At 62.3% G+C, this 20333-nt stretch carries 19 protein-coding genes, 1 pseudogene and 1 riboswitch; of the genes and pseudogenes, 11 read left to right on the forward strand and 9 right to left on the reverse strand.

Features of this window, described 5'->3' with window-relative positions:
- Positions 1–12 precede the first annotated feature (12 nt).
- From XH87_RS13945 to XH87_RS13960, 4 genes and pseudogenes are all read left to right on the forward strand, one after another.
- A pseudogene (locus XH87_RS13945) lies at positions 13–699 on the forward strand (nitroreductase family protein).
- 36 nt (positions 700–735) lie between these two features.
- Positions 736–1281: a carboxymuconolactone decarboxylase family protein gene (locus XH87_RS13950; protein WP_271587724.1), complete on the forward strand. Its 546-nt coding sequence runs from the start codon at positions 736–738 to the stop codon at positions 1279–1281.
- Positions 1282–1362: 81 nt separating this feature from the next.
- A complete protein-coding gene (locus XH87_RS13955; RefSeq protein ID WP_271587725.1) occupies positions 1363–1992 on the forward strand; it encodes an FMN-dependent NADH-azoreductase in 630 nt (209 codons plus the stop codon).
- A 157-nt stretch (positions 1993–2149) separates the two neighbouring features.
- The gene (locus XH87_RS13960) at positions 2150–2608 is read left to right on the forward strand and encodes a DUF3788 domain-containing protein (protein WP_271587726.1); all 459 of its coding nucleotides are present in this window, start codon (positions 2150–2152) and stop codon (positions 2606–2608) included.
- Between the two features lie 554 nt (positions 2609–3162).
- Here XH87_RS13960 and XH87_RS13965 read toward each other — a convergent pair.
- Entirely contained in the window at positions 3163–4455 is a 1293-nt protein-coding gene (locus tag XH87_RS13965) for a tyrosine-type recombinase/integrase (RefSeq protein WP_271587727.1), read from the reverse strand.
- Positions 4456–4819: 364 nt separating this feature from the next.
- Between XH87_RS13965 and XH87_RS13970 the strand changes: the two genes are divergently transcribed.
- The 3 genes from XH87_RS13970 to XH87_RS13980 all read left to right on the forward strand — a co-directional run bounded on the left by XH87_RS13970 (position 4820) and on the right by XH87_RS13980 (position 8836).
- Positions 4820–6589: an adenylate/guanylate cyclase domain-containing protein gene (locus XH87_RS13970; protein ID WP_271587728.1), complete on the forward strand. Its 1770-nt coding sequence runs from the start codon at positions 4820–4822 to the stop codon at positions 6587–6589.
- Positions 6590–7017: 428 nt separating this feature from the next.
- Positions 7018–7218: a nuclease-related domain-containing protein gene (locus XH87_RS13975; RefSeq protein ID WP_271587729.1), complete on the forward strand. Its 201-nt coding sequence runs from the start codon at positions 7018–7020 to the stop codon at positions 7216–7218.
- 490 nt (positions 7219–7708) lie between these two features.
- Positions 7709–8836: a DEAD/DEAH box helicase gene (locus XH87_RS13980; RefSeq protein WP_271587730.1), complete on the forward strand. Its 1128-nt coding sequence runs from the start codon at positions 7709–7711 to the stop codon at positions 8834–8836.
- Between the two features lie 24 nt (positions 8837–8860).
- Here the strand turns inward: XH87_RS13980 and XH87_RS13985 are convergent, their stop codons facing one another.
- The 3 genes from XH87_RS13985 to XH87_RS13995 all read right to left on the reverse strand — a co-directional run bounded on the left by XH87_RS13985 (position 8861) and on the right by XH87_RS13995 (position 13802).
- Positions 8861–9886 carry an alpha/beta fold hydrolase gene (locus XH87_RS13985; protein ID WP_085974071.1) on the reverse strand — a complete coding sequence of 342 codons (1026 nt, stop codon included), beginning with the start codon at positions 9884–9886 and terminating at the stop codon, positions 8861–8863.
- 194 nt (positions 9887–10080) lie between these two features.
- Positions 10081–11526, reverse strand: coding sequence for a PepSY-associated TM helix domain-containing protein (locus XH87_RS13990; protein ID WP_271587731.1), 1446 nt, complete (start codon positions 11524–11526; stop codon positions 10081–10083).
- 2 nt (positions 11527–11528) lie between these two features.
- Positions 11529–13802: a TonB-dependent receptor gene (locus tag XH87_RS13995; protein ID WP_442868270.1), complete on the reverse strand. Its 2274-nt coding sequence runs from the start codon at positions 13800–13802 to the stop codon at positions 11529–11531.
- A gap of 107 nt (positions 13803–13909) precedes the next feature.
- Positions 13910–14105, reverse strand: a riboswitch (cobalamin riboswitch).
- Between the two features lie 273 nt (positions 14106–14378).
- On the opposite strand from XH87_RS13995, the gene XH87_RS14000 reads away from it, so the two are divergent.
- Complete coding sequence (locus XH87_RS14000) at positions 14379–15869, forward strand: amidohydrolase family protein (protein WP_271587733.1); 1491 nt, start codon at positions 14379–14381, stop codon at positions 15867–15869.
- A gap of 3 nt (positions 15870–15872) precedes the next feature.
- Positions 15873–16802, forward strand: coding sequence for a CobW family GTP-binding protein (locus tag XH87_RS14005; protein WP_271587734.1), 930 nt, complete (start codon positions 15873–15875; stop codon positions 16800–16802).
- 48 nt (positions 16803–16850) lie between these two features.
- Here the strand turns inward: XH87_RS14005 and XH87_RS14010 are convergent, their stop codons facing one another.
- The 3 genes from XH87_RS14010 to XH87_RS14020 form a co-directional block, all read right to left on the reverse strand.
- A complete protein-coding gene (locus tag XH87_RS14010; RefSeq protein WP_271587735.1) occupies positions 16851–17246 on the reverse strand; it encodes a GFA family protein in 396 nt (131 codons plus the stop codon).
- Position 17247: 1 nt separating this feature from the next.
- On the reverse strand, positions 17248–17454 hold the full coding sequence (locus XH87_RS14015) for a hypothetical protein (RefSeq protein WP_271587736.1): 207 nt from the start codon (positions 17452–17454) through the stop codon (positions 17248–17250).
- Between the two features lie 265 nt (positions 17455–17719).
- Positions 17720–18097, reverse strand: coding sequence for a tautomerase family protein (locus XH87_RS14020; protein ID WP_271587737.1), 378 nt, complete (start codon positions 18095–18097; stop codon positions 17720–17722).
- A 171-nt stretch (positions 18098–18268) separates the two neighbouring features.
- Here XH87_RS14020 and XH87_RS14025 point away from each other — a divergent pair, with 171 nt between their 5' ends.
- Positions 18269–18868 carry a TetR/AcrR family transcriptional regulator gene (locus XH87_RS14025; RefSeq protein WP_271587738.1) on the forward strand — a complete coding sequence of 200 codons (600 nt, stop codon included), beginning with the start codon at positions 18269–18271 and terminating at the stop codon, positions 18866–18868.
- 3 nt (positions 18869–18871) lie between these two features.
- Here XH87_RS14025 and XH87_RS14030 read toward each other — a convergent pair whose 3' ends face one another.
- On the reverse strand, positions 18872–19345 hold the full coding sequence (locus tag XH87_RS14030; protein ID WP_271587739.1) for a hypothetical protein: 474 nt from the start codon (positions 19343–19345) through the stop codon (positions 18872–18874).
- An 11-nt stretch (positions 19346–19356) separates the two neighbouring features.
- Positions 19357–19857 (reverse strand): hypothetical protein, encoded by a 501-nt coding sequence (locus XH87_RS14035; protein ID WP_271587740.1) that lies wholly within the window; start codon positions 19855–19857, stop codon positions 19357–19359.
- A 206-nt stretch (positions 19858–20063) separates the two neighbouring features.
- On the opposite strand from XH87_RS14035, the gene XH87_RS14040 reads away from it, so the two are divergent.
- Positions 20064–20255, forward strand: coding sequence for a hypothetical protein (locus tag XH87_RS14040; RefSeq protein ID WP_271587741.1), 192 nt, complete (start codon positions 20064–20066; stop codon positions 20253–20255).
- The last annotated feature ends 78 nt before the right edge of the window (positions 20256–20333 follow it).

Genomic DNA, 20333 nt, shown 5'->3' on the forward strand with positions numbered 1-20333 from the left:
CGGAGCACCCCAATGAACAACACCACTACAACCGCTGTCGCCGCCGATCGGGAAACCTCCCGTTCGCGGGCGCGGCCGTTGCCGACAAACGCCGTGATCGAAACTATTCTGAGCCGCAGTGCTGCGAAGTATTACGACTAGACGGCCGTCCTCAGCGACGATCAGATCCGCGACCTCGTGCGGATCGGCACGTCAGCGCCGACATCCTTCCATCTGCAGAACTGGCGCTTCATCGCCGTGCGCTCACCCGAAGCAAAGGCACGGCTGCTTCCGATTGCCTGGAATCAGCCCGCAATCACCGAAGCAGCCGTCACCTTCATCATGGTCGGCCAGTTGGCCGATGCCAGCACCGTCCCTGACCGCCTGGCGCCAGTCGTGGAAGCGGGAATCATGCCGGCACAAATGGTCCCGGAATGGGAGGCGCCCGCCCGCGGTCTTTACGACAATCATCCGCAGCGCCAGCGCGACGAGGCTGTACGGTCCGCTACCTTCGGCGCCGCAGCCATCATCTATGCAGCCCGCTCGCTAGGCCTGGGTTCGACGCCGATGATCGGCTTCGATGCAGAAGCCGTGCACAAAGAGTTCGGCCTGGCCGAACACGAAATCCCGGTCATGCTGTTGACCGTCGGGCCGGAGCGGCCCGGCAACTGGCCGCAGAAGCCGCGTCTGCCCGTCGCCGACGTGCTGCACTTCGCATAACCAACCCTCAAATCAATCATCAAAAGGAGAAATACCATGGCCAGAGCTGCTGCTCTGAAGCCGGAACATGTTCCGGCTGCTTCGAAACCAACCCTCGATATGTTCACCAAGAACATCGGGTTCACCCCAAACATGATGGCGACCTTCGCGCAAAGCCCAATCGCGTTCAATGCATGGGCCGCTCTGCTCGGCTCGTTGAGCAAGGCGCTCGACGTCAAGACGCGCGACAGCATCGGCCTTGCGGTCTCCGAGGTGAACGGCTGTAACTACTGCCTGACGGTGCACAGCTTCACGGCCGAGCGCATGGCCAAGCTGCCGGCCGACGACATCATCCTCGCCCGAAAGGGTCACGCAACCGACCCGAAGCGGGATGCCGCCATCCAGTTTGCACGCAAGATCATCGAGAGCCGAGGCCATGTCACGGACGCCGATCTGCAAGCCGTCCGCGATGCTGGCTACACGGATGCGAATATCATGGAGATCGTCGCGCTCGCAGCCATGTACTCGCTGACGAACTTCTTCAACAACGTGTTCAATCCCGACAAGGACTTCCCCGCAGTTGCACCGGCCGGCTCGATCTGAACCCGCCAGCGGTATCAACCGCCTCCAAGGAGATATGGAGGCGGTTGATGCAAGACCTTCCTAGCCATTTGGATCCCTCGCATGAATATCCTCCATATTGACAGCAGTCCTCGCTCGAAATCGCATAGCCGTAAGCTTTCGGCGGCGATCGTCAGGAAGCTTCTTCAGGTTGCGCCGGATGCGAGCGTCAGGCGGCGTGATCTTGGAGCCGATCCTCTGCCTCATGCCACGGCTGACTACGCGGATACGCTGTCATCGCCAGCCACACTGGCGGCACCGCTGAAGGGCGCTTTGGACCTTGCCGAAACGCTCATTCGGGAAGTCGAGGCGGCTGATGTGATTGTCATTGGAACGCCAATGCACAACTTCACAATCCCTTCGGTTCTCAAAGCGTGGATCGACCAGGTCCTGCGCGTCGGCCGCACGATGGAGTCAACGCCCGCCGGGAAGGTGGGAATGCTTCCGGATCGTCCGGTTTTTATCGGCGTCGCTTCCGGCGGCGTGTTCACCGGAGACCGAGCAAATCAGCCTGATTTTCTCACGCCCTATCTGACGCTGGCACTGAACTCTATTGGGCTGAAGACGCTGCAATTCCTTCCGCTGCAGGCCACCGCATTTATTGGAGAGGGCCAAGCTCCGCTAGCGAGCGAGATGGTAATTGACGCTATCGATTTGACAGTCGTGCGAGAGCTTCGAGACGTAGCTGCTTGATCAGCCGTGCTCTCGAGGATCGCGCCGACCGCATCGCAATGCTCTCCGTGCTCTGGACAAAGTCGCACCTGCGGCATTCTGAGGGCCCATTGCTAGCCTTGACAAACGCCCGTTTAACCTCCGGCCCTCCGCCGGACTATCAACACGAGGTCTTCCGATGATTAGTACGCTTCCGCAAATCGGCGACAGGATCACCGACAAATCAGCATCGCCCGATGAAAGCACCGTTCGCGAATGGATTGGAGTAGATGGCTTCGAATACTGGGCCAAGCTGCGGACCTGGATCGATGAATCCTACCCAGAAGTTTTCGCGCCGGATTGGCTCTACGGTGGAAAGAACCGCGGTTGGTCCCTGCGTTACAAGAAGACCAAGGCGTTCTGCCACCTGGTGCCGGAATTCCGACGAGTTTCAGCTGTGGTGGTCATGGGTAGAGCAGAGCGAGAAATGTTTGAGGAGCGGCGCTATGTTTGGCACCCGCAATTGATCAAACTCTACGATGACGCGAAAACATACATCGACGGAAAATGGCTAACGATTGCCGTCGCATCGGCAGATGATCTGCATGATGTGACGAACCTTCTGACTATGAAGCGCCCGCAAAAGTCGCGCGGTTGAAGGTCACAGGAATGCTGGTTTGCCGGCGATAGCTCCAAGGATACGAAGAGTATATGAATCTTTCCGCTTCAATCGGAGTCTGCCGCGCCGCCCCGGCGCCAAGCAGCAGCCCAACGCCCCCTGCCTTCACGCCCGTCGCAGGACCAGCAGCCGGCTGGGGGCTCCTGGCGGCTAGGCAGACTTCGCGACCAGCATTGCCTGTTCGACGCTCACTGATTGGGTCATGCGTGCCGATACAGAATGATTGGAACGCCCGGAGCAAATTGGCTCAGGAAGTCGAAGTCCGGCTCGCACAGCGGGCCGGCGTGGCTCGTGCCAAGGAAATTGCGATGCTCGGGCGTCGACATACCCCCGCTGTGACTCGACCCCCCGACCGGTCGACAGGGCGAGATGGTCGCGTGAGAGGAGATCGGGATCTGACCACCGAAACGACGGGAACAAACGGCGATAAAGGTGGTCAATCGCGAGCAACTTTCATTGTTTTTGTTGATCTTTTCGGCCGCTAGCGCAGGTGACCAAACGCGACAGCATCCTCGATGTTCGCCAGGCTTGAGTTAGGCGCTTCGCTTGTGGAGTGGGACCGCTTGTCTTGAGCTCCCAAGTTCAAGAACCGGGAAATTCTCCCGAATGGTCTGCGCTACGTAGCTGGGGGCAAGGTGAGCGTAATGCTTTTCCGTCATCCTCGTATCAGCATGACCGAGTTGTCGAGCGATGACAGCCATTGGCACGCCAGCCATGGCAAGATAAGACGCGTGAGTATGCCGCAAGATATGAAAATTTACCGGTGGTGAGATTGCCGCTCGTTGGCTAGCCTCATCGAGCGGCCGCTGCTGGTGCGAGGTTCCCCAGACCCTACCGTCACTTCTCAGGAAGATCCGCTCGCCGGATTGGAGGACCTGTGTCCATTGCCGGAAGGCAGATTTTCCCTCTTCCGTCAATACGACGTGTCGGTTCTTGCCCTTGCTCAGACGAACCGACAATGTGCCGCTGTCGTCGTTGTAGTCTTCGTACTTTAAACGCGTCAGCTCTGCGTATCGACAGCCCGTGTACAAGGCCGCTTCGATCAGCTTTCGAAAGTCCTCCGGACAGGCACTCACGAGCCGGCGGATTTCGGCGACGTTTAGATAGCGGACCACCGCTTCATCGACCCGCTTGAATGGCTTTACCTTTCGCCAAGCGCTGTCGGATGAGACGCGATCTGCGAAGAAGGCTCGATTGAGCGCCGCCTTTAACATCGTGAGAATGCGGTTGGCAGTTGCCTTTCGCGCGCGTCGCGCATCATCATCGTCAGGAGTTTCGCGCGTAGCCGGTTCAGTAGCGGTCCGCTTTGTCCTCACTCGTTTTGGTTCGGTTGCCACCCTGTTGCGCCAACGAACCAGCCGCTCCGTGGTCAGCTTGTCGATTTCGAGAGAGCCGAGGTCAGGCAAGATCCAAGCATCGAAGACGTATTTGGCCCCCTGAACGGCCGCCGGTTTCTTTTCGGCGGCGATCTCGGCCAGATAATCCTTGACGGCATCTGCAACCTTGTAAGGACCGGTATGAACGACACCGGCCGCGATGAGACGCTGCTGCTCGGCCCAGCTCCGCGCTTGGACTTGCGCTTGCCAGTAGTCAAAGACGGTTGCGCCGTCGGCGTCAGTGGTGTCGTCGGCCGCGCCGATTGCCTTGGTGTCATAGCCTTTCGCGCCGCGATAAAGGCTTGCGACCCATGATCCCGCAACCGCCCCACGGTAGTAGCCAAGCCGCAGCCCTTTTGCGATCTTCGCGAAGTAGGGTGTTCGGCGCACCGGCAAACGCGCGCGAGCTGTTCGCGTTTCAAGTGACGAGTGTCGCGCTGCGCGTGCCAACGGACGTGCTCCATTTCTTCAAGTTTTCTTCAAAAGACGGTCGAGAATTGAGACACATAGTACCGAACGTGAACGAACTAAGCAATTGAAAATACTGTGTTTATTAGCGTTCGCCAGTGTTCGCCAACGTGCGCGATGCAATTCTCTCAAGGCTGAAACAGGGGTTCGATTCCCCTAGGGAGCGCCAGCGGCTCTAGAAGCGCTGAAAATTCAAAAATATCCTGCAAATCATGGCGGCGGTGGTTCCACCCAATTGTACCGCCCCAGCTAAATTGCGGCGGCACCCAATCGCCATAACGACCTTGCCGCGTTATCCCGATTGCGGAATGATATCTGGCATAACTCAGGCTTCCTCGGGGCAGCAATGTCAGACCTTGGTGAGGTGAGCAGGAGGCTCGTCGCAGTCTTCGCAGCGGATGTGGAGGGCTACAGTCGGCTCATGGGCGCTGACGAGGTCGGCACGCTCAAGGGGCTGACCGAACGACGCGCGATACTCGACAAGCTCATTGGGGACCACAGGGGCCGTATTGCCAACACGGCGGGCGATAGTGTCCTTGCGGAGTTCGGGAGTGCTGTGGATGCGGTGAAGTGCGCGGTGGAAGCACAGGCCGCCCTTGCCGATGCGAACTCCAATCTTCCTCCAGACCGGCGCATCAGTTTCCGCATCGGAGTACACATCGGTGACGTGATGGTCCGAGCCGGGGACCTATTTGGCGATGGTGTGAATGTTGCAGCTCGGCTTCAAGCAATCGCGAAATCCGGTGGCGTGTGCGTCTCTGGGGCGACGTACGATCAGGTACACAAGGTTTTACCGATCACGTTCGCAGACCTTGGTGCTCAGCAGGTTAAGAACATTCGGGAGCCAATCCGCGTTTACCAGCCTAGTATACCGACCGGAACGAATCCGCGTGTTAGCGAAATTCAGAGCCAACACCTCGTGTTCGATAAGCCTTCCATTGCTGTCCTGCCATTCTCGAACATGAGTAGTGACCCGGAGCAAGAGTATTTCGCTGATGGCATAACTGAAGACCTTATTACCGAACTTTCTCGGTTCAAGGGTCTGCTCGTCATCGGGCGCAATTCGACTTTCACTTACAAGGGAAAGCCGGTTGATCTTAAGAAGGTGGGCGCGGAGCTTGGCGCAAAGTACATTTTGGAAGGCAGCGTACGACGCGCGGGACAACGCATACGTATCACCGGACAATTAATTGATACCGAAACGGGGGGGCATCTTTGGGCCGAGAAATACGATAGCGAACTGATCGACATTTTTGAATTGCAGGATCAAATAACAAAAAGCGTTGTGGCTACACTGCAGGCCGAATTGCTGTGGCTAGAGGGAAGCTTGGTTGACCGTACCAATGCGCCCAGTCTTGCGATGTGGAGCGCAACAAAAAGGATTTGGAAGAAGCTTTACGGCCTCACTCGCGAAAGCCTTATCGAAGGTCTTGAGTTGTCTAGAGAGCTGGCCAACGAACATCCGAACAGCGCCGAAGGTCACAAGCTGGTGTCTATTCTTGCAAGCCACTGCACGTATATGGGCTATGCTTCAGAACCAAAGGCAATGAAAGCCGAAGCTGAACGATCTATTTACATGGCGCTCGACCGCGCCGATAACGACGAGCACATTTTCTGGGGGCTTGGTCTCGTTCTAGGATTTTTGCAAGATAGGTTCGATGAGGCTGATGCTGCCTTTCGGCGGGCAATTGAAATCAATCCCAATTTTTCTCTTGGTTATGGTGGGCGAGGCCACATGCTCGCCTATGCTGGGCGAGCGAGAGAAAGTATTGCGCAATCCGAATACGCCATACGTCTAAATCCCAAAGATCCCAGCATCTTCTTCCGTTACTCGGCGCTCGCTATAGCGTACTTCACAGAGGGGGATTACGAGCAGTCACTAAAGTGGGCAAGATTAGCCATCGAAAGAAAGCCGAGCTATTGGATGCCCCATGCGCTGCTCACCGCATCACTGGTGCTTCTTGAAAGGCGCGAACATGCCCGCAGTTCGGCGCAGATTTTGCGGCAATTATTTCCAAACATCACGCTTTCCACGCTGCCTATCGAGCCGGTTCGTCCGCTTGAGCCTAAGAGAAAGTTCTATGAAGCTCTATTGAGCGTGGGCATTCCGAATTGATCAAAAGCGGCCATCCCAATCGCGTCGCAGGCTGCTCGAAGCTCATGGGGCTCGACGAGGTTGGCGCGGCCCGCACACTCGGCGAACACTGCAAGTTAGCAATGCGCTAGTGGAGAAGTACCAGACCTCGTCAGGACCACCTGGCGACGGCGCGGTGTTTCAATTTCCTTGGAGGCCGATGCGTTCAGTGTGCTCACCGCACTTTGCAGGTGGTAGCAAGCTGTGGTAGTAGCGGATCAGCAGTCGAGCTGATCTGTGTAGGTTTTGTAAGGGCCTCTATGGTCGCCCTTCGTCTCCCCTGGGGAGCGCCATACAAATCCAGCCATTGAAAACCTGCACACTCTAGGCAACCATGTGAGCCTGGAAAGACCGCCCTGCTACGCAACTAGCCCCGCAAGGTGGTCCGCAATGGCGCTCGCGGTCGCAACATGGCAATCCTGATCCCGAGTCTCGGCTTCGCGCGCTTCGACAGCCGTGGGGAGCTACGACTGGCGGAACGACTCAAGGACTTCCTCGAAGACAACGCTGTCGTCTGGCACAACCTCCCTGTTGGCCCCCTCAACCGGCATCCGGATTTCATTGTCGTTCATCCCGTGAACGGTCTGCTCGTGCTCGAGGTGAAGGACTGACGCCTGGAGACGATTGTTTCGGCGGACAAGACGAAGGTCGAGCTGCTGACAAATCGTGGTGTCGTACGGGAGAGCAATCCCCTCGAGCAGGCGCGCAAGTATACGTTCGAGGTCGTGCGCACGCTGGAGCGCGACGGACAATTGTTGTTTCCGCCCGGTCATCGCTTCGCGGGCCGGGCCATTGTTCCGTTCGGCTTCGGGGCCGTATTCACGAACATCACGCGCAAGCAGTTCGATCAGACCAATCTCAAGGAGGTGCTGGCCGAGCATCTATGTCTGTTCAAGGACGAGATGACGGAGGGCGCGGATCCCGAAGAATTCCGGACCGGATTGTGGCGCATGGTTCATCCGCGTCTCGGAGAGCCGCTGTCCATGCCGCAGTTCGACCGCCTGCGGGCGCTGCTCTTCCCGGAGATCCGCATACGACAGATTGCCCTGCCTCTGGACGAGGCGCCCCGGGCCGATCCTTCGGACCGGAACGCTTGCAGTCATGGATCTGCATCAGGAGCAGTTCGCGCGCAGTCTGGGAGAAGGGCATCGAATCATTCGCGGCGTCGCCGGATCGGGCAAGACGCTGATCCTGGCCTTTCGAGCCGAGCATCTGGCGCGTGCGGCGGCGAAGCCGGTGCTCATCCTGTGTTACGCCAATGGCATCGCCGGGCGACTTGAGGATGCCATGCAGAGCAGGGGCGTCGAGGACCGCGTTCAGGTTCTCACCTTCTATTCATGGTGTTACCGGATGCTGCGGACTTACGGGATTTCCGCTCCATCCGAACGAGACTATCCGGATTACGCAGAGCGACTGGCTGCGAGCGTTTCAGAGGTCGTGAAGGCGGTAGATCAAGGCCATATCCCGGCGGAGCAGTACGACGCTGTCCTGATCGACGAGGCTCACGACTTCGAGCCGCAATGGCTCGCGCTTGCGGCCAGGATGGTGAACCGGCGCACCAAGGCGCTGATGGTCGTCTACGACGACATCCAGGCCATCTACAAGGGACGTGAGCGCCCGGTGTGGAGTCAGCTCGGGATCGAGGCCAAGGGCAGAACGACCATGTTGAAGGTCAACTACCGCAACACGGCGCAAATCGTTGCCTTCGCCAGACGCTTCGCTGCCGACGTCATTGGCGCGCCGGGCATCACGGCCGACGACGAGCACGCCATCCTGTTGCCCGAAGATGCGGGCCGGCAGGGACTGGAGCCGGCCGTGCGGCGGTGTGTGAGCATCGACGCGGAAGCTCACTGCGTCGCCGAGTGGTTTCTCGAGCGGAAAAGAGCCGGCTACGAATGGTCGCAGATGGCGTGCCTCTACCCGGAGCACTGGATCGGCGGACGGATCGCGCAGATACTCGCCCGGCACGACGCGCCGATCGACATGGCCAAGGACAATCGCAACAGAGTCTCGGTCAAGCCGGTGGCCGTGCGGTTCCTGAGCATGCACAGTGCGAAAGGCCTGGAGTTTCCCTGCGTCGCCATTGCCGGATTGGGCCTGCTCGGCCGCCACGGCGAGACCGTCGAGGAATGTGTCCGGCTGACCTATGTCGGGGTGACCCGGGCGACCCACGAGGCACTCCTGACGTATTCGAGCGAGTCGGCATTGGTGCAGCGTCTGATCGCGTAGAATGGCCCCCGTGCGGGGACCCTCTCACGCCGTTGTGCCGTCGATCGAGCGGCGGATCACCTGCTGCACGTCCGCGTTCGACAGGAACAGGTCGTGGTTGATGATGCCCCAGCCTTCCGCTGACGCATCGACGACGCGCACACCGAGCCGCGCGATGGCGGCCTTCTCGGCGGCGCCGACCCGCGTCATTCCACCTGCGATCTGTCCCGACAGCGCCAGTGCGCGATCGTTCGTCGCGGCGATCACGGTGATCTTGCCGGCGAGCGGGCCGATGCGCTGGATCGCCGACGAGAACACGTCCATGTCGATGTCGGGCGCGGCAAACACCACCGCGCCGATCTTGCTGGTGACCGTGTCGCCGTATCGCGCATGGAGCTGGCGCAGGCCTTCGAGCGTCAGCATGGTTCCCATGCTGTGCGCAACGATGTGCACGCGGCCGCTGCCCGGAGCCGACACCAGCGCCGACAGCACGCGTTCGAAATCGTCGCGAGACCACATCGCGCTGTCGCGGTCATAGGCGTAGTCGAACAATCCTGCCCTGGAGGGCCAGGAAAACGCGATGGTCCGGCCGCGGAACTTGATTCCGTCGGAGAGATGGGCGGCATCCAGCACCGCCGTCTCGAATGTCTGCTTGAAGCCGTGCACATAGATCAGCACGTCCCCTCCGTCGGCCAGCGCGGCGAGATCGCCGGCGTCGGCCGACACCGGTTCGACGCGATCCAGACGCCAATCCCCGAGTCCAACTGAGGCGAGAGAAAGACGGCTCTCGTCCGGGGCCACCAGCCTGGCCCGCGCGATCGTCATGCTCGTTGCGCGCTCGGGCCCGAACCAGGGTTTCGTGCGACCGCCGTTCACGCGCTTGCGCGTGGTCGCGACCAGCAATGTTGGATCGACGGAGAGGGACGATGCGTCATAGCGTGCGCCGGTCGCGCCGAGGCCGGCGCATCCGCCGAGCGCAAGGGCACTCCCTGCCGACACAAGTCCGCCGAGGAGGGCGCGGCGCGAAACAGAATGACGGGAGTCGCGTTGCAGAAAACGTCGGACGATCACACGGAACCCTCGGGAACTTTGCCCACTATAACGCTGCCCCGCCCAGCTCCCTGAATGACAATGGGGGCGAGAAGACGGCGGAACAGCTTTGCGGTTCGTCGCATGATCGCTGCGCCCGCGCTCGCCGTCCGGAACCTGCGGCGACCGGCCAATCGGACCGCGTCGCTATCATACTCGTTCGAAGTGGGTTTGCTTCAGCGGCGCAGATAGCGCCAGCCGGCGACGACACCGCTCACCGAGACGATGGCGCCAAGGATCGACAGCAGCCATACCACGATGTCCCAGGCCGGGCGATGAATCAGCAGCAGGCGGAAATCGAAACTGTGCAGCGCGTTGAACAGCCAGCGATATGTGCGACGGCTGCTGTCCGCGCGGCCAACGATGTCGCCGGTGACGGGGCTGATGTGAAACCATGTTCTAGCGTCATCATCAAACACGGCGCGCAGCACCGGCAACTCGCGGTCGTGATGATGCGCATACCAGTAAGAGTCGTATTCTTCGAGGACCATCCGTTCCGCCAAGCGGGCTTGCGGCAGCAGTTTCGCTGCGGCAGTCCAAAGGCGATCCTGCGGTAGTGCCGCAGTCTGTCCCGAGGTCACATCCAGCGGCCGCTGCGTGCCATCGCGCGCTGCGGCGACGATCATCGGGCTGCCATCGAGCCAGACAAAGCGCGCTTCGACCGCGGCGGATTGCGGCGTTGGCAGCTTCGTCGCAATCGTCGGCGCATCGTGGCCGGCGTAGCGCTGCAGCACCTCGCCCGTCGTGTTGCGACTTGCGAAATATTCGCCGGGGTTGAGCGAAAGCCAACCGGAGAACGTCCAGGTCAGCACGAAGATGCCCGCGACCAGGCCGGTGACGTGGTGCCACGCCATCCAGCCACGATAGGGCGTGATCCTGCCGCTCGCATAGCGCCGCTTCAGCCGCACGCGAAGGATGCCGATCCAGATGCCGGTGACGCCGATGATCAGGCAAATACCGGATATCCAAAGCACGACCAGCCGCCACAACGGCCCGTCCTTGCGCAATACTGCCGGGTAGATCCAGTGCGGGATCGAGCCGAGCCAGTTCCAGACGCGTTCGGTGTGATTGGTGTCGAGCGCGATCTCGCCGGAGCGCGAGGAGACGTAGAGCTTGGTGCCGGCATTGTCGCCGAGCCCGATGAGGTAGAGCGGTCGCAGCGGATCGTACCGGGCCGTTACGCTCCATTGGTCGCGATCGATGATGTCTTCGAGTTGCGGTGATCTGCTCGCGGGATGATGTTGCGCGACCGCGAGCGCCTGCCGTTCGGAAACGTCCGCGATGACGCGGCCGTCGGCTGCGGAGATCGCCTGCCGCTTGCCGTCCCAGCCGGTGATCCGATACACCGGCTCGTCGGCCAGCATGGAAAGCCGGAGATCGCGCGGATAGCGCGTGGCGCCTGCCGCCTTCATCGCATCGTCCGGCGACAGCGCCACCTTCTCCCATTGAATGTCGGGAAGCGCTGCCAGCCTTTCCTTGTCGGAAAGGCCGGGAAAGGCGACGTACATCATCACCACGCCGGACATGAACCACATGGCGAACAACAGGCAGGTGATGATGCCGACCCAGCGATGGCTGATATAGAGCCACCGCCGGAGTGTGCGTTTCAGGGCGCGTGCCACGCTCAGAACTTCACGTTGACTGCGACTTGCGCCGTGCGCGGCATGCCGAGCAGCCACTGGGTGGTACCGCCCGACGTGGTGTAGACCTCATCGAACAGATTGTAGATGCGGAACGACACGGTGGTATTGAGATCGGGCTTCCACTGCACACCGGCATTGACGACGGTGTAGGCTGGGCGCGTCACGGTGTTGGCATTGTCCGCGTAGGTCTTGCCGACGATCTGCACGCCCGCATTGGCCGACCAGTTCGGTGCAAAGGCCCAGGTCACCCAGATGTTGGAGACGGTCTGCGGCACGTTGACCGGCACGTTGCCGGCATAATTCACGGCTACGCCGCCGACCGACTGCACGAAATCGTCGTATCTCGCGCGGAGGAAGGCGGTATTGGCATCGATCCGCCAGCCATGATCGAGCAGGAATCCGACCGATGCTTCGACACCGCGCGATGATTGCTGGCCGACCTGGACGGTCAGCGAAGGAATGTTCGGATCGCGTGCCAGCAGGTTGTTCTTCACGATCTCGTAGCCAGCCAGGGTCCATTCACCGCGGCCGGCCCAGAACGATTGCTTGACGCCGATCTCGATTTGTCTGCCGGTGGCCAGATCGAAATTCTTGTTTGCGGACGACAGCGAGATGATCCCCCCGACCGGATCGACCGCGGTGGCATACTGGCCATAGAAAGCGAGATCCTTGACGGGCGTATAGACCGCGCCGGCGCGCCAGGTCGTCGAGGAGAACGACTTTTCGAAGCTGTTGGCGGGCGTGACATAGTCGGTGCGCGTGACCGTCGGCTCATCCTGGCGGATGCCGGCAATCAAGGACAATTGCTCGGTGACCGACAGCCGGTTCTCGGCGAACAGCGCATACTGGTTGGTCACGCTGCCGTAGCCGGGAACTGTGGCGTTCGGGCTGCTGAATACGCCTGAGCCGAAGTCGAACGGGTTGACGGACGACGAGCCGCCGTAAGGTGAATTGTTGGTGTGGGTAAAATTGATGCTGTTGACATCGAAGCCCGCGACGAACTCGTTGGCCATGCCGAAGACATGTCCGCGGAATTTCGCATCCATGCGATTGCCGACCTGCTGCTGATCGTGAAAGATCTCGATGTAGCTGCTTCGATTGATCAGGCCGGTGGCGGGATTGTAGGCGTAGCTCTCGACGTCCTTCCAGTGCCTCCTGGAGTTCAGATAGTAGAGCGTGTTCTGGATCGAGATTCCTTCGGCGACCTGCCAGTCGGTCTTCACCTGATTCCAGCTGTCCTGGTAGCGGATATGGCTGTCGCCGACATTGTAGTTCTTGAAGCGTAGCGATTCGTCGAACCTGCCGTTGATCAGCGGCGTGCCGAAGTAGCGCGACGGGTTGCGGTCACCGTAATCCGTGGACAGCGTCCAGGTGACGTCTTCGTTCTGCCTGATCTGGACCACGGCATGAAGCGCGACATTCGAGGTGTTGTCGCGATCGACCCATCCGTCCGACATATTGCCGGTGGCGGTGATCCGATAGGCGACGTCCTTGCTGATCGGACCACCGCTGTCCACCGCGATTCGCCGCGTCATGTTGCTGTCCAGCGACACCTCAGCCTGGTTGCGGGGAACCCACAATGGCAGTTTCGAAACCACATTGACGGCGCCGCCGACTGCGCCCGCGCCGTACAACACCGACGCAGGGCCGTGCAGCACCTCGATACGCTCCGTCGACCAAGTGTCGAACGGAAAGGTCACCGTCCCGGCGCCGATATAGAGCTGGGTGCCGTCGTACAGCGTCATGACGGATCCAAGGCCCGTGAAGCCGCGGGTGTTGAACGATACGCCGCCATTGCCCGGTGCCGGGCTCGCCGTGAAGCCGGTCGCGTTTTGCGTCACCGCGTCCAGGATGTTCAGCTGGCCGCGTTCGGCGATTGTCTCGGCTGAGATCACCTCCACGCTGGCCGGCGTCTGCAGTCGCGTCAGGCCGAGGCGGCTACCGGCCGTGCTCGCGCCAGTGAGGTTGAGCGTCGGTGCGGCGAACACGGGATCCGTTGGGTTGGCAGTCGGAGCACGCGCGTCGCCAGCCACGCTTCGCTGCTGGCGTGAGCGCGCGGAGCGCATTACATCGCTGCGCCGGGTGCTGCGGGCATTCGGCTGCCTCGCTGGCGGCTGCACTACGACAGGATCGAGCGTCTGGGCCGGCCTTTCGGACTGTGCCCAGCAATCCGTCGACAATAAGAGGCAGGAGAATGCAACTGAACGGAGCAGCGCGCGGCGACGCCGTGGCGTGAAGATGGTACGGGAGGTCATCAATAGGCTCGCGATAACGTGGCACGTCACCGCGAACGTAGTTTGGCCGCTGCCTCAAGAAGACGGCAACCCAACACCCACCAGGACACCCCGCCCAATGTGCTCGCGTGTGACCACGACTGACGGCAGGTCTCCTGGCTCGCGGGTCGTTGCCTTTCGCCGCCTTCCCAGGCCCGCAGGCCCAGTGGCGTTTGGCGAAGGCTCACCGCTTACAGTTGCGGGGGCAGCCACGGCGTTGGGGGATCCCCCGCACCGTATTCCCTATTGATCTCCCGAAGGAGAACCGTCGCAGGCACCCTAGTTTTATTTGCAAAGGGCTGTCAACTGGCCGTTCCGAGCTCGGCGCATCGCGCCGTCATCGACAACCTGCGGCTCGCACGTCAGCTGTCGGGCAAAACGGCGAAGACGGACGGAGCTCATGTCCGGCAAAGCAAATCATGCCGCGAGGCTGCAAGCGCATGTCTGCGATCCCCGCCAAATAGCCTTCCGCGGAAGCATGATGCGTCGGCTTCGGTGGAGGTGGTCGTTGCTCCCGGAATCTGCCTTGATGCGATCTCAACTTGGTGGAGTGACGGTATGAGCGGTCTGGTGATCTCTGGCGGCCGGGTGGTGGATCCCGCGAGCGGGATGGACGCCGTCGGCGATGTGGCGGTGGTGGACGGCAGGATCGCCGCCGTCGGCACGGGCCTCGGCGGCGCCGAGCGGGTGATCGACGCGACCGGCCTCGTGGTCGCACCCGGCTTCATCGATCTGCATGCGCACGGCCAGTCGATCCCGGCCGACCGCATGCAGGCGTTCGACGGCATCACGACGACGCTCGATCTCGAGGCCGGCGTGCTGCCGGTCGCATCCTGGTACGAGCGCCAGGCGCGGAAAGGCCGCGTGCTGAACTACGGCGCCGCGACCAACTGGGCCTTTGCCCGCATCGGCGCGATGACGGGCTCCAATGCGGAGAGCTCGCTGGAGGCGTTCGGCAATGCCATGCGCGACCGCCGCTGGATCGACAACGTCGCGACCGAAGCGGAGGTATCAGGCATTCTCGATCGCCTCACGCGCGGCCTGAACGAGGGCGGCATCGGCATCGGCATCCTGAACGCCTATGCGCCGGGCGCCGGCGTGCAGGAACTGACCGCGGTGTGCCAGTTGGCTGCGGCCAAGGACGTGCCGACCTTCACCCACGTCGCCTTCATGTCGCGCATCGACCCCGAGAGCGCGGCGGAAGCCTATATCCGGCTGATCGGCTATGCCGGCGCCACCGGCGCGCACATGCACATCTGCCATTTCAATTCGTCGAGCAAGACCGACGTCGAGCGCTGCCGCGTGCTGATCGCGAAGGCGCAGGCGCAGGGCCTTCCGATCACGGTCGAGGCCTATCCTTACGGCACCGGCTCGACCGTGCTGGCCGCCGCCTTCTTCAGCGATCCCGAGTTCGTCGAGCGCAACGGTACCGGTTATGATTCCGTGCAGCGCGTGACCGACGGTTATCGCTTCCACGATCGCGAGGAGCTCTTGAAGGCGCAGGCCGAGGAGCCGTCCTCCCTGGTGCTCTGGCACATCCTCGATACCGAGAACAACGCGCACCACCGCGACCTGCTCGACATGTCGGTGCTGTATCCCGGCGGCGCGATCGCGTCCGATGCGATGCCGTGGACGCTGTCCGACGGCAGCACCTATACCGGCGACGCCTGGCCGCTGCCGGATGACGCCACCTCGCATCCGCGCTCGGCCGGCTGCTTCACGAAATTCATCCGCGAATGGGTGCGCGAGCGCAAGGCCGTGTCGCTGCTGGAAGGCGTGCGCAAATGCGCGCTGATCCCGGCGGAGATCCTCTCCCAGAGCACGCCCGCGATGCGCGCCAAGGGCCGGCTTGCGAAAGACGCAGATGCCGACATCGTCGTGTTCGACTACGAGAAGCTCTCGGACCGCGCGACATTCACCGCGATGAACCGTCCCTCCGAAGGCGTGCGGCATCTCGTCGTCAGCGGTCAGGTGCTGATCTCCGACGGCGTGCTGGACGTGGCCGCGAGGCCCGGCAAGCCGGTGCGCCGCCCCGTCGTCGAGGGCTGACCCATGCCGGTCCCCATTCTCCTGGTGACGGGCTTTCTGGGGGCGGGCAAGACCACGGTCGTGAACCATCTGCTGGCGCACGCCGAGGGCCGGCAGATCGCCGCCGTCGTCAACGATTTCGGCGCGATCAACATCGATGCGGAGCTGATCGCGGGTGCGAGCGACGGCGTGGTCAGCCTCGCCAATGGCTGTATCTGCTGCTCGCTCGAAGGCGATCTGCTGCGCACGCTCTCGACGCTGCTGCGGCGCGATCCCAAGCCGGAATATATCGTCATCGAGACCAGCGGCGTCGCCGATCCTGCCGATATCGTGCGCAATCTGATGGACCCGGTAATCCTGCGCGAGGCGCCGCTGGAGACGGTGCTCTGCGTGATGGACGCAGGCACGCCGCCCGCCGCCCTCGACGACGCGCTTCAACGTTCGCAGTTGCGCGTCGCCGACATCGTGGCGTTGAGCAAGCTGGATCTGGCCGACGCAGGCGCAGGTGCGCGGCTGCGCGCGGCCATCCGCGCGCTGCGCATTCCCGCCGTCGTGGTCGATGCGCAGCATGGCGAGATTCCTGCCGCGCTGCTGTTTCCCGCCGACGTCGATCGTGCCTCCGCGCCGCGCGAGGTGGGCCCGCGGCGGCCGGCAGAGGAGCGCTTCGAGACGCTGAGCTGGACCTCGGATAAGCCGGTCTCGCTGCCCCGCCTGCAGCAGGCCATCAACCGGCTGGCGCCGAAGCTCGCGCGCGCCAAAGGCCTGTTTGAGAGCATCGAGCAGCCCGGACGTCCGATGGTGTTTCAGTTCGCCGGCGGTCGCGCCACGCTCGCTCCGGGCGATGCGCCGGCAGCGGGCGTGCCACGGACGCGGATCGTCTTCATCGCCGAGCTCGGGGTGCTGTCGAAGGCCGAGCTCGACGGCATCATGGAGGCGTGCATTGCGGCGGAGTAGCATGACACGCACCGATCGCACGCGTATCGGCTCGAACCGGGCGATCCTTCAATCCTCGACCGGCAACGCATCCCCGTGCGCATACCAATCCGCGCGGGAGGTCCAGTGCACATGCCGGTCCGGTGTCGCATCCAGCTTGTCGTCGAACGCGCCGGCATGGATGATCGCTTCGCGTCCGCTGCGCGTGAGGTGCGGCATCGGGCTGCCGCAGATCTTGCAGAAAGCGGTCGCAAAGCTGCGCGCGCTGGGCAGGTCGACGCGCGCGACGGAAGCTTCGCCGCGCAGCCAGTGCAGCGCCCCCGCCTTCACGATCACCTCGCAGGAATGCGCCGTCCCGGTCGCCTTGCGGCAGCGCGAGCAATGGCAGTTGAGGAAGCGGTCGAACGGTCCCTCGACCTCGAACGCGATCTCGCCGCACAGGCAACTGCCGCGGAATGCCGTCATCTCACTCTCCCTCCGGCTCTGCGGGCTTGTCGGCCGCTTCTTCCGCATGGACCGGCGGCGCCCCGTGCGCCCCGCGGAGCCGGATCATGGTGTCGATCACGTCCACCTCGATCTTCAGCATGTCGACGTCGCGCGTCATCTCGCGCACCTCCTGGCCTTTGCGCGCCAGCTCCTCGGAGACGTCGACCGCCATCTTGCGTTCGGTCACGTTGCCCTGTGTTGACGAACAGCTTCGCGCGCATCCATTCGAGCCGCGCCCGCTGGGTGTCGCGCTCGCACTTCTTCTCCGCGTAGCGCCGTCGCGCCTCCGCATAGGCGCCAATCAGTGCCGTTTCCGGCAGGCTCCACAATTGCTCGACCGACATGGTCATGCCGTTCAGGTCCTGAGTTCAGCTCGCCGGAGGTTTGCTCCGCAGCCTATCAGACCCTTCCGGCCGAAAATTCTCAAGAGGGGATCGGCAGATCCGCCAAGCTCACGCGAACTGCGCGATGCCGTGACCGACGGACCAGTTCTCCTTGGGGGCATCGAGCACGTTCACGAACACGTCCTCCGGACGGATGCCGGGGCTTTCGCCGAGAAGGTCCGCGATCCGGCGATACAGTGCTTTCTTCTGTTCTGGGGTGCGCGAGGCGAACACGGTGATCTGGATCAGCACCGCGTCGTCGCTGCGCTCGACGCCGTAGGCATTGCCGCAGCGGAAGTTGGCCGGCTCATGCTCGGTGATGGCCATGAACGCGTCGTTTTCGGGCACGTTCAGCGCCTCGCGCATGGCGCGGTAGAGGCCGTCGAGAATCGCCTGCCGGTAGGCTTGCGGCTTGCCGGCGCGCATCGAGATGCGGAGGAGGGGCATCGCGCGTTCCTTTGCATGCGGGCCTGACCGGCGAAGCGAATGTGGACGCCGCCGGTGCGGCCGGTTGACGAAATGGATGACGAAACGGGCTATCAACCCCGATCAGTTTTTGACACAATGTCTAGAAAGCATGTTCTTGACACCGTGTCAAATATTTTGGAGGAGCAGGGTTTGAGGCCGCGCGAATTCGACCATGACGACGTCCTGCGCGTCGCGTTCGACCAGTTCTGGCGCAAGGGCGTGCGCGGCACCTCGCTGTCGGATATCGCGCGCGACGCCGGGGTCCAGCGCGGCAGCCTCTATAATGCCTTCGGCAGCAAGGAGGCGCTGTTTCTCCAGGCCTATGAGCGCTATGCGGGCGACTATCTGCTCGCCCTGCAAAAGGCGCTCGGTACGGGCAGCTTGCGAAAGCGCCTCACCCTGTTCTTCGATCTGACCATCACCAATTTCCGCTCCGGCGTGCCGCCGCGCGGCTGTCCGACCACGCGCGGCTTGATGGAGCTCGGCGCCGCCGAAGGCGAGGGGCTCGACGAAGAAGCGCGCCAGGCCTTTGCGGGCCTCATCTCGCGCATCACCGCGCTGGTTCGGGACACGTTGTCGGCAGGCGCGGAGCGCGGCGAGTTCAAGGGCAATCCCGCGGCCGCGGCGCTGCACATCATCACCGTGACGCGCGGTCTCGCCGTGCTCGAACGTGCCTTCGGCGACGAGCCGCAATTGCGCAAGATCGCCGCGCACACGATCGATCTCGTGCTCGGCAGGAAAGGCGGCTAGGCGTCAGCAGAACGCAAGCGCGTTGACAGCCCGTGTTGCTGCATCCTCCTTGTCGGAGCCGACGAACCGGCAAACGATGGACTCGAGCTCGCCCGGCTGCTTGCGGCGTGCAACCGCCAGCAGGCGCATCAATTCCGCCTCGTCCCTGGAGAGGCGCCGGCAGGACGGCGGCATGAAGCACAGCTCGCATGGCCGGCCGCCGCGCAGGATCCTGACGAGGGCCGCGGCCCGCGCCACCAGCAGCGGACTATCGGCGATGCCGGGCGCCTCGTCGGCAAAGCGATAGGCGGCTTCCCAGCAGTCGGAGGCGCCGGTCGCATAGGCCGCTCCGATGAAGCGGAACAGCGACAGCGCGACGCGGCAGAAATCATCGTAGCTCTCGACGCTTCGTGGCGCCGCAAGCGCGGCCTGGAGCGGACAGAGCTGCGACTGGCCCGCGTCCGGGACCGCCACGGAATCGCATTCATCCTGCATCATGAATGTTCTCGTCAGTGCAGCGTGGGACTTCCGACCAGCGAGCTCTTCATCGCCATCGTCCGATCATGGTCGTAAGACCGCACGTGCCGGTCGGGCAGGACGAGACCGGCCATGCGGAAGATCGTTGCAAGCCCCCGGACCGGCGCGAGCGCCCAATCGGCGCCGACCGGCGGCAGCCAGCGCTCGAACTGTTCGCGGGCGACCTCGATGCGGTCCTGCTGTGCTGCGGCGATGGCACGCAGAATTCCGCGCTCGCTGTCCGACATGCGCGGGCAAGTCGGGCAGTGCACCTCGATGGCGGTGTGGGCCGTGCAGGCGAAGATCTCGATGATCGACTCCAGCGAGGGCACGGCGTCGCCCACGCGGAAATGGTCGTACACCTCCTTGATATCGGCCGCGGTGGGAACGGCGCCTCCGCTGCGTGCCTTCGCCCTGAATCCCCAGATGAAGAGCCGCTCCGCTGCGCTCAGCGCAGGAAGGTCGAGGCGCCCGGTATATGTCGATTGATGCATTGAGCCTGTGGCCTTTGCTGCACTCGCGCCAGAGCTGGCGCGGATGATCTGCGCCGATCGTTCCGCCAGAGACCTCTCCAAGTCAACGCTCGGAGAGGCGATGTCGAGGTGTTCCAGATTGGAAGAATTCGCATCTCGGGTGCAGCATGCGGCAGCTCTCTCGCGGAATTGCGGGAAGTTCCGAAAAACCGAATGATAAGGAGTCCATGCGCGCGCGGATGATCGCCGGTCACCAGGCCAAGACGCTGCGGATGGTCGCTGTCGGCTACGCCAGGGTGCTCGCTATGTTCGAGGACAATGCGTCGGCCCGAGCGACGAGCTATTTCCGCGCTGCGGCATCGGCCGTGCTGCGGAAAACTGTTTTCCTTGACATGAACTCTGCCGTGCTCGACGTGTAGCGACGTCGCGTGACGACACGTTGCGTTCCTCGCGATTAGAGTTGCGTTCCTCGCGATAAGAAAAGCAGCACGGGAAAG

Origin of the sequence: Bradyrhizobium sp. CCBAU 53415, from assembly GCF_028128735.1 — a bacterium.
Classification (GTDB): Bacteria; Pseudomonadota; Alphaproteobacteria; order Rhizobiales; family Xanthobacteraceae; genus Bradyrhizobium.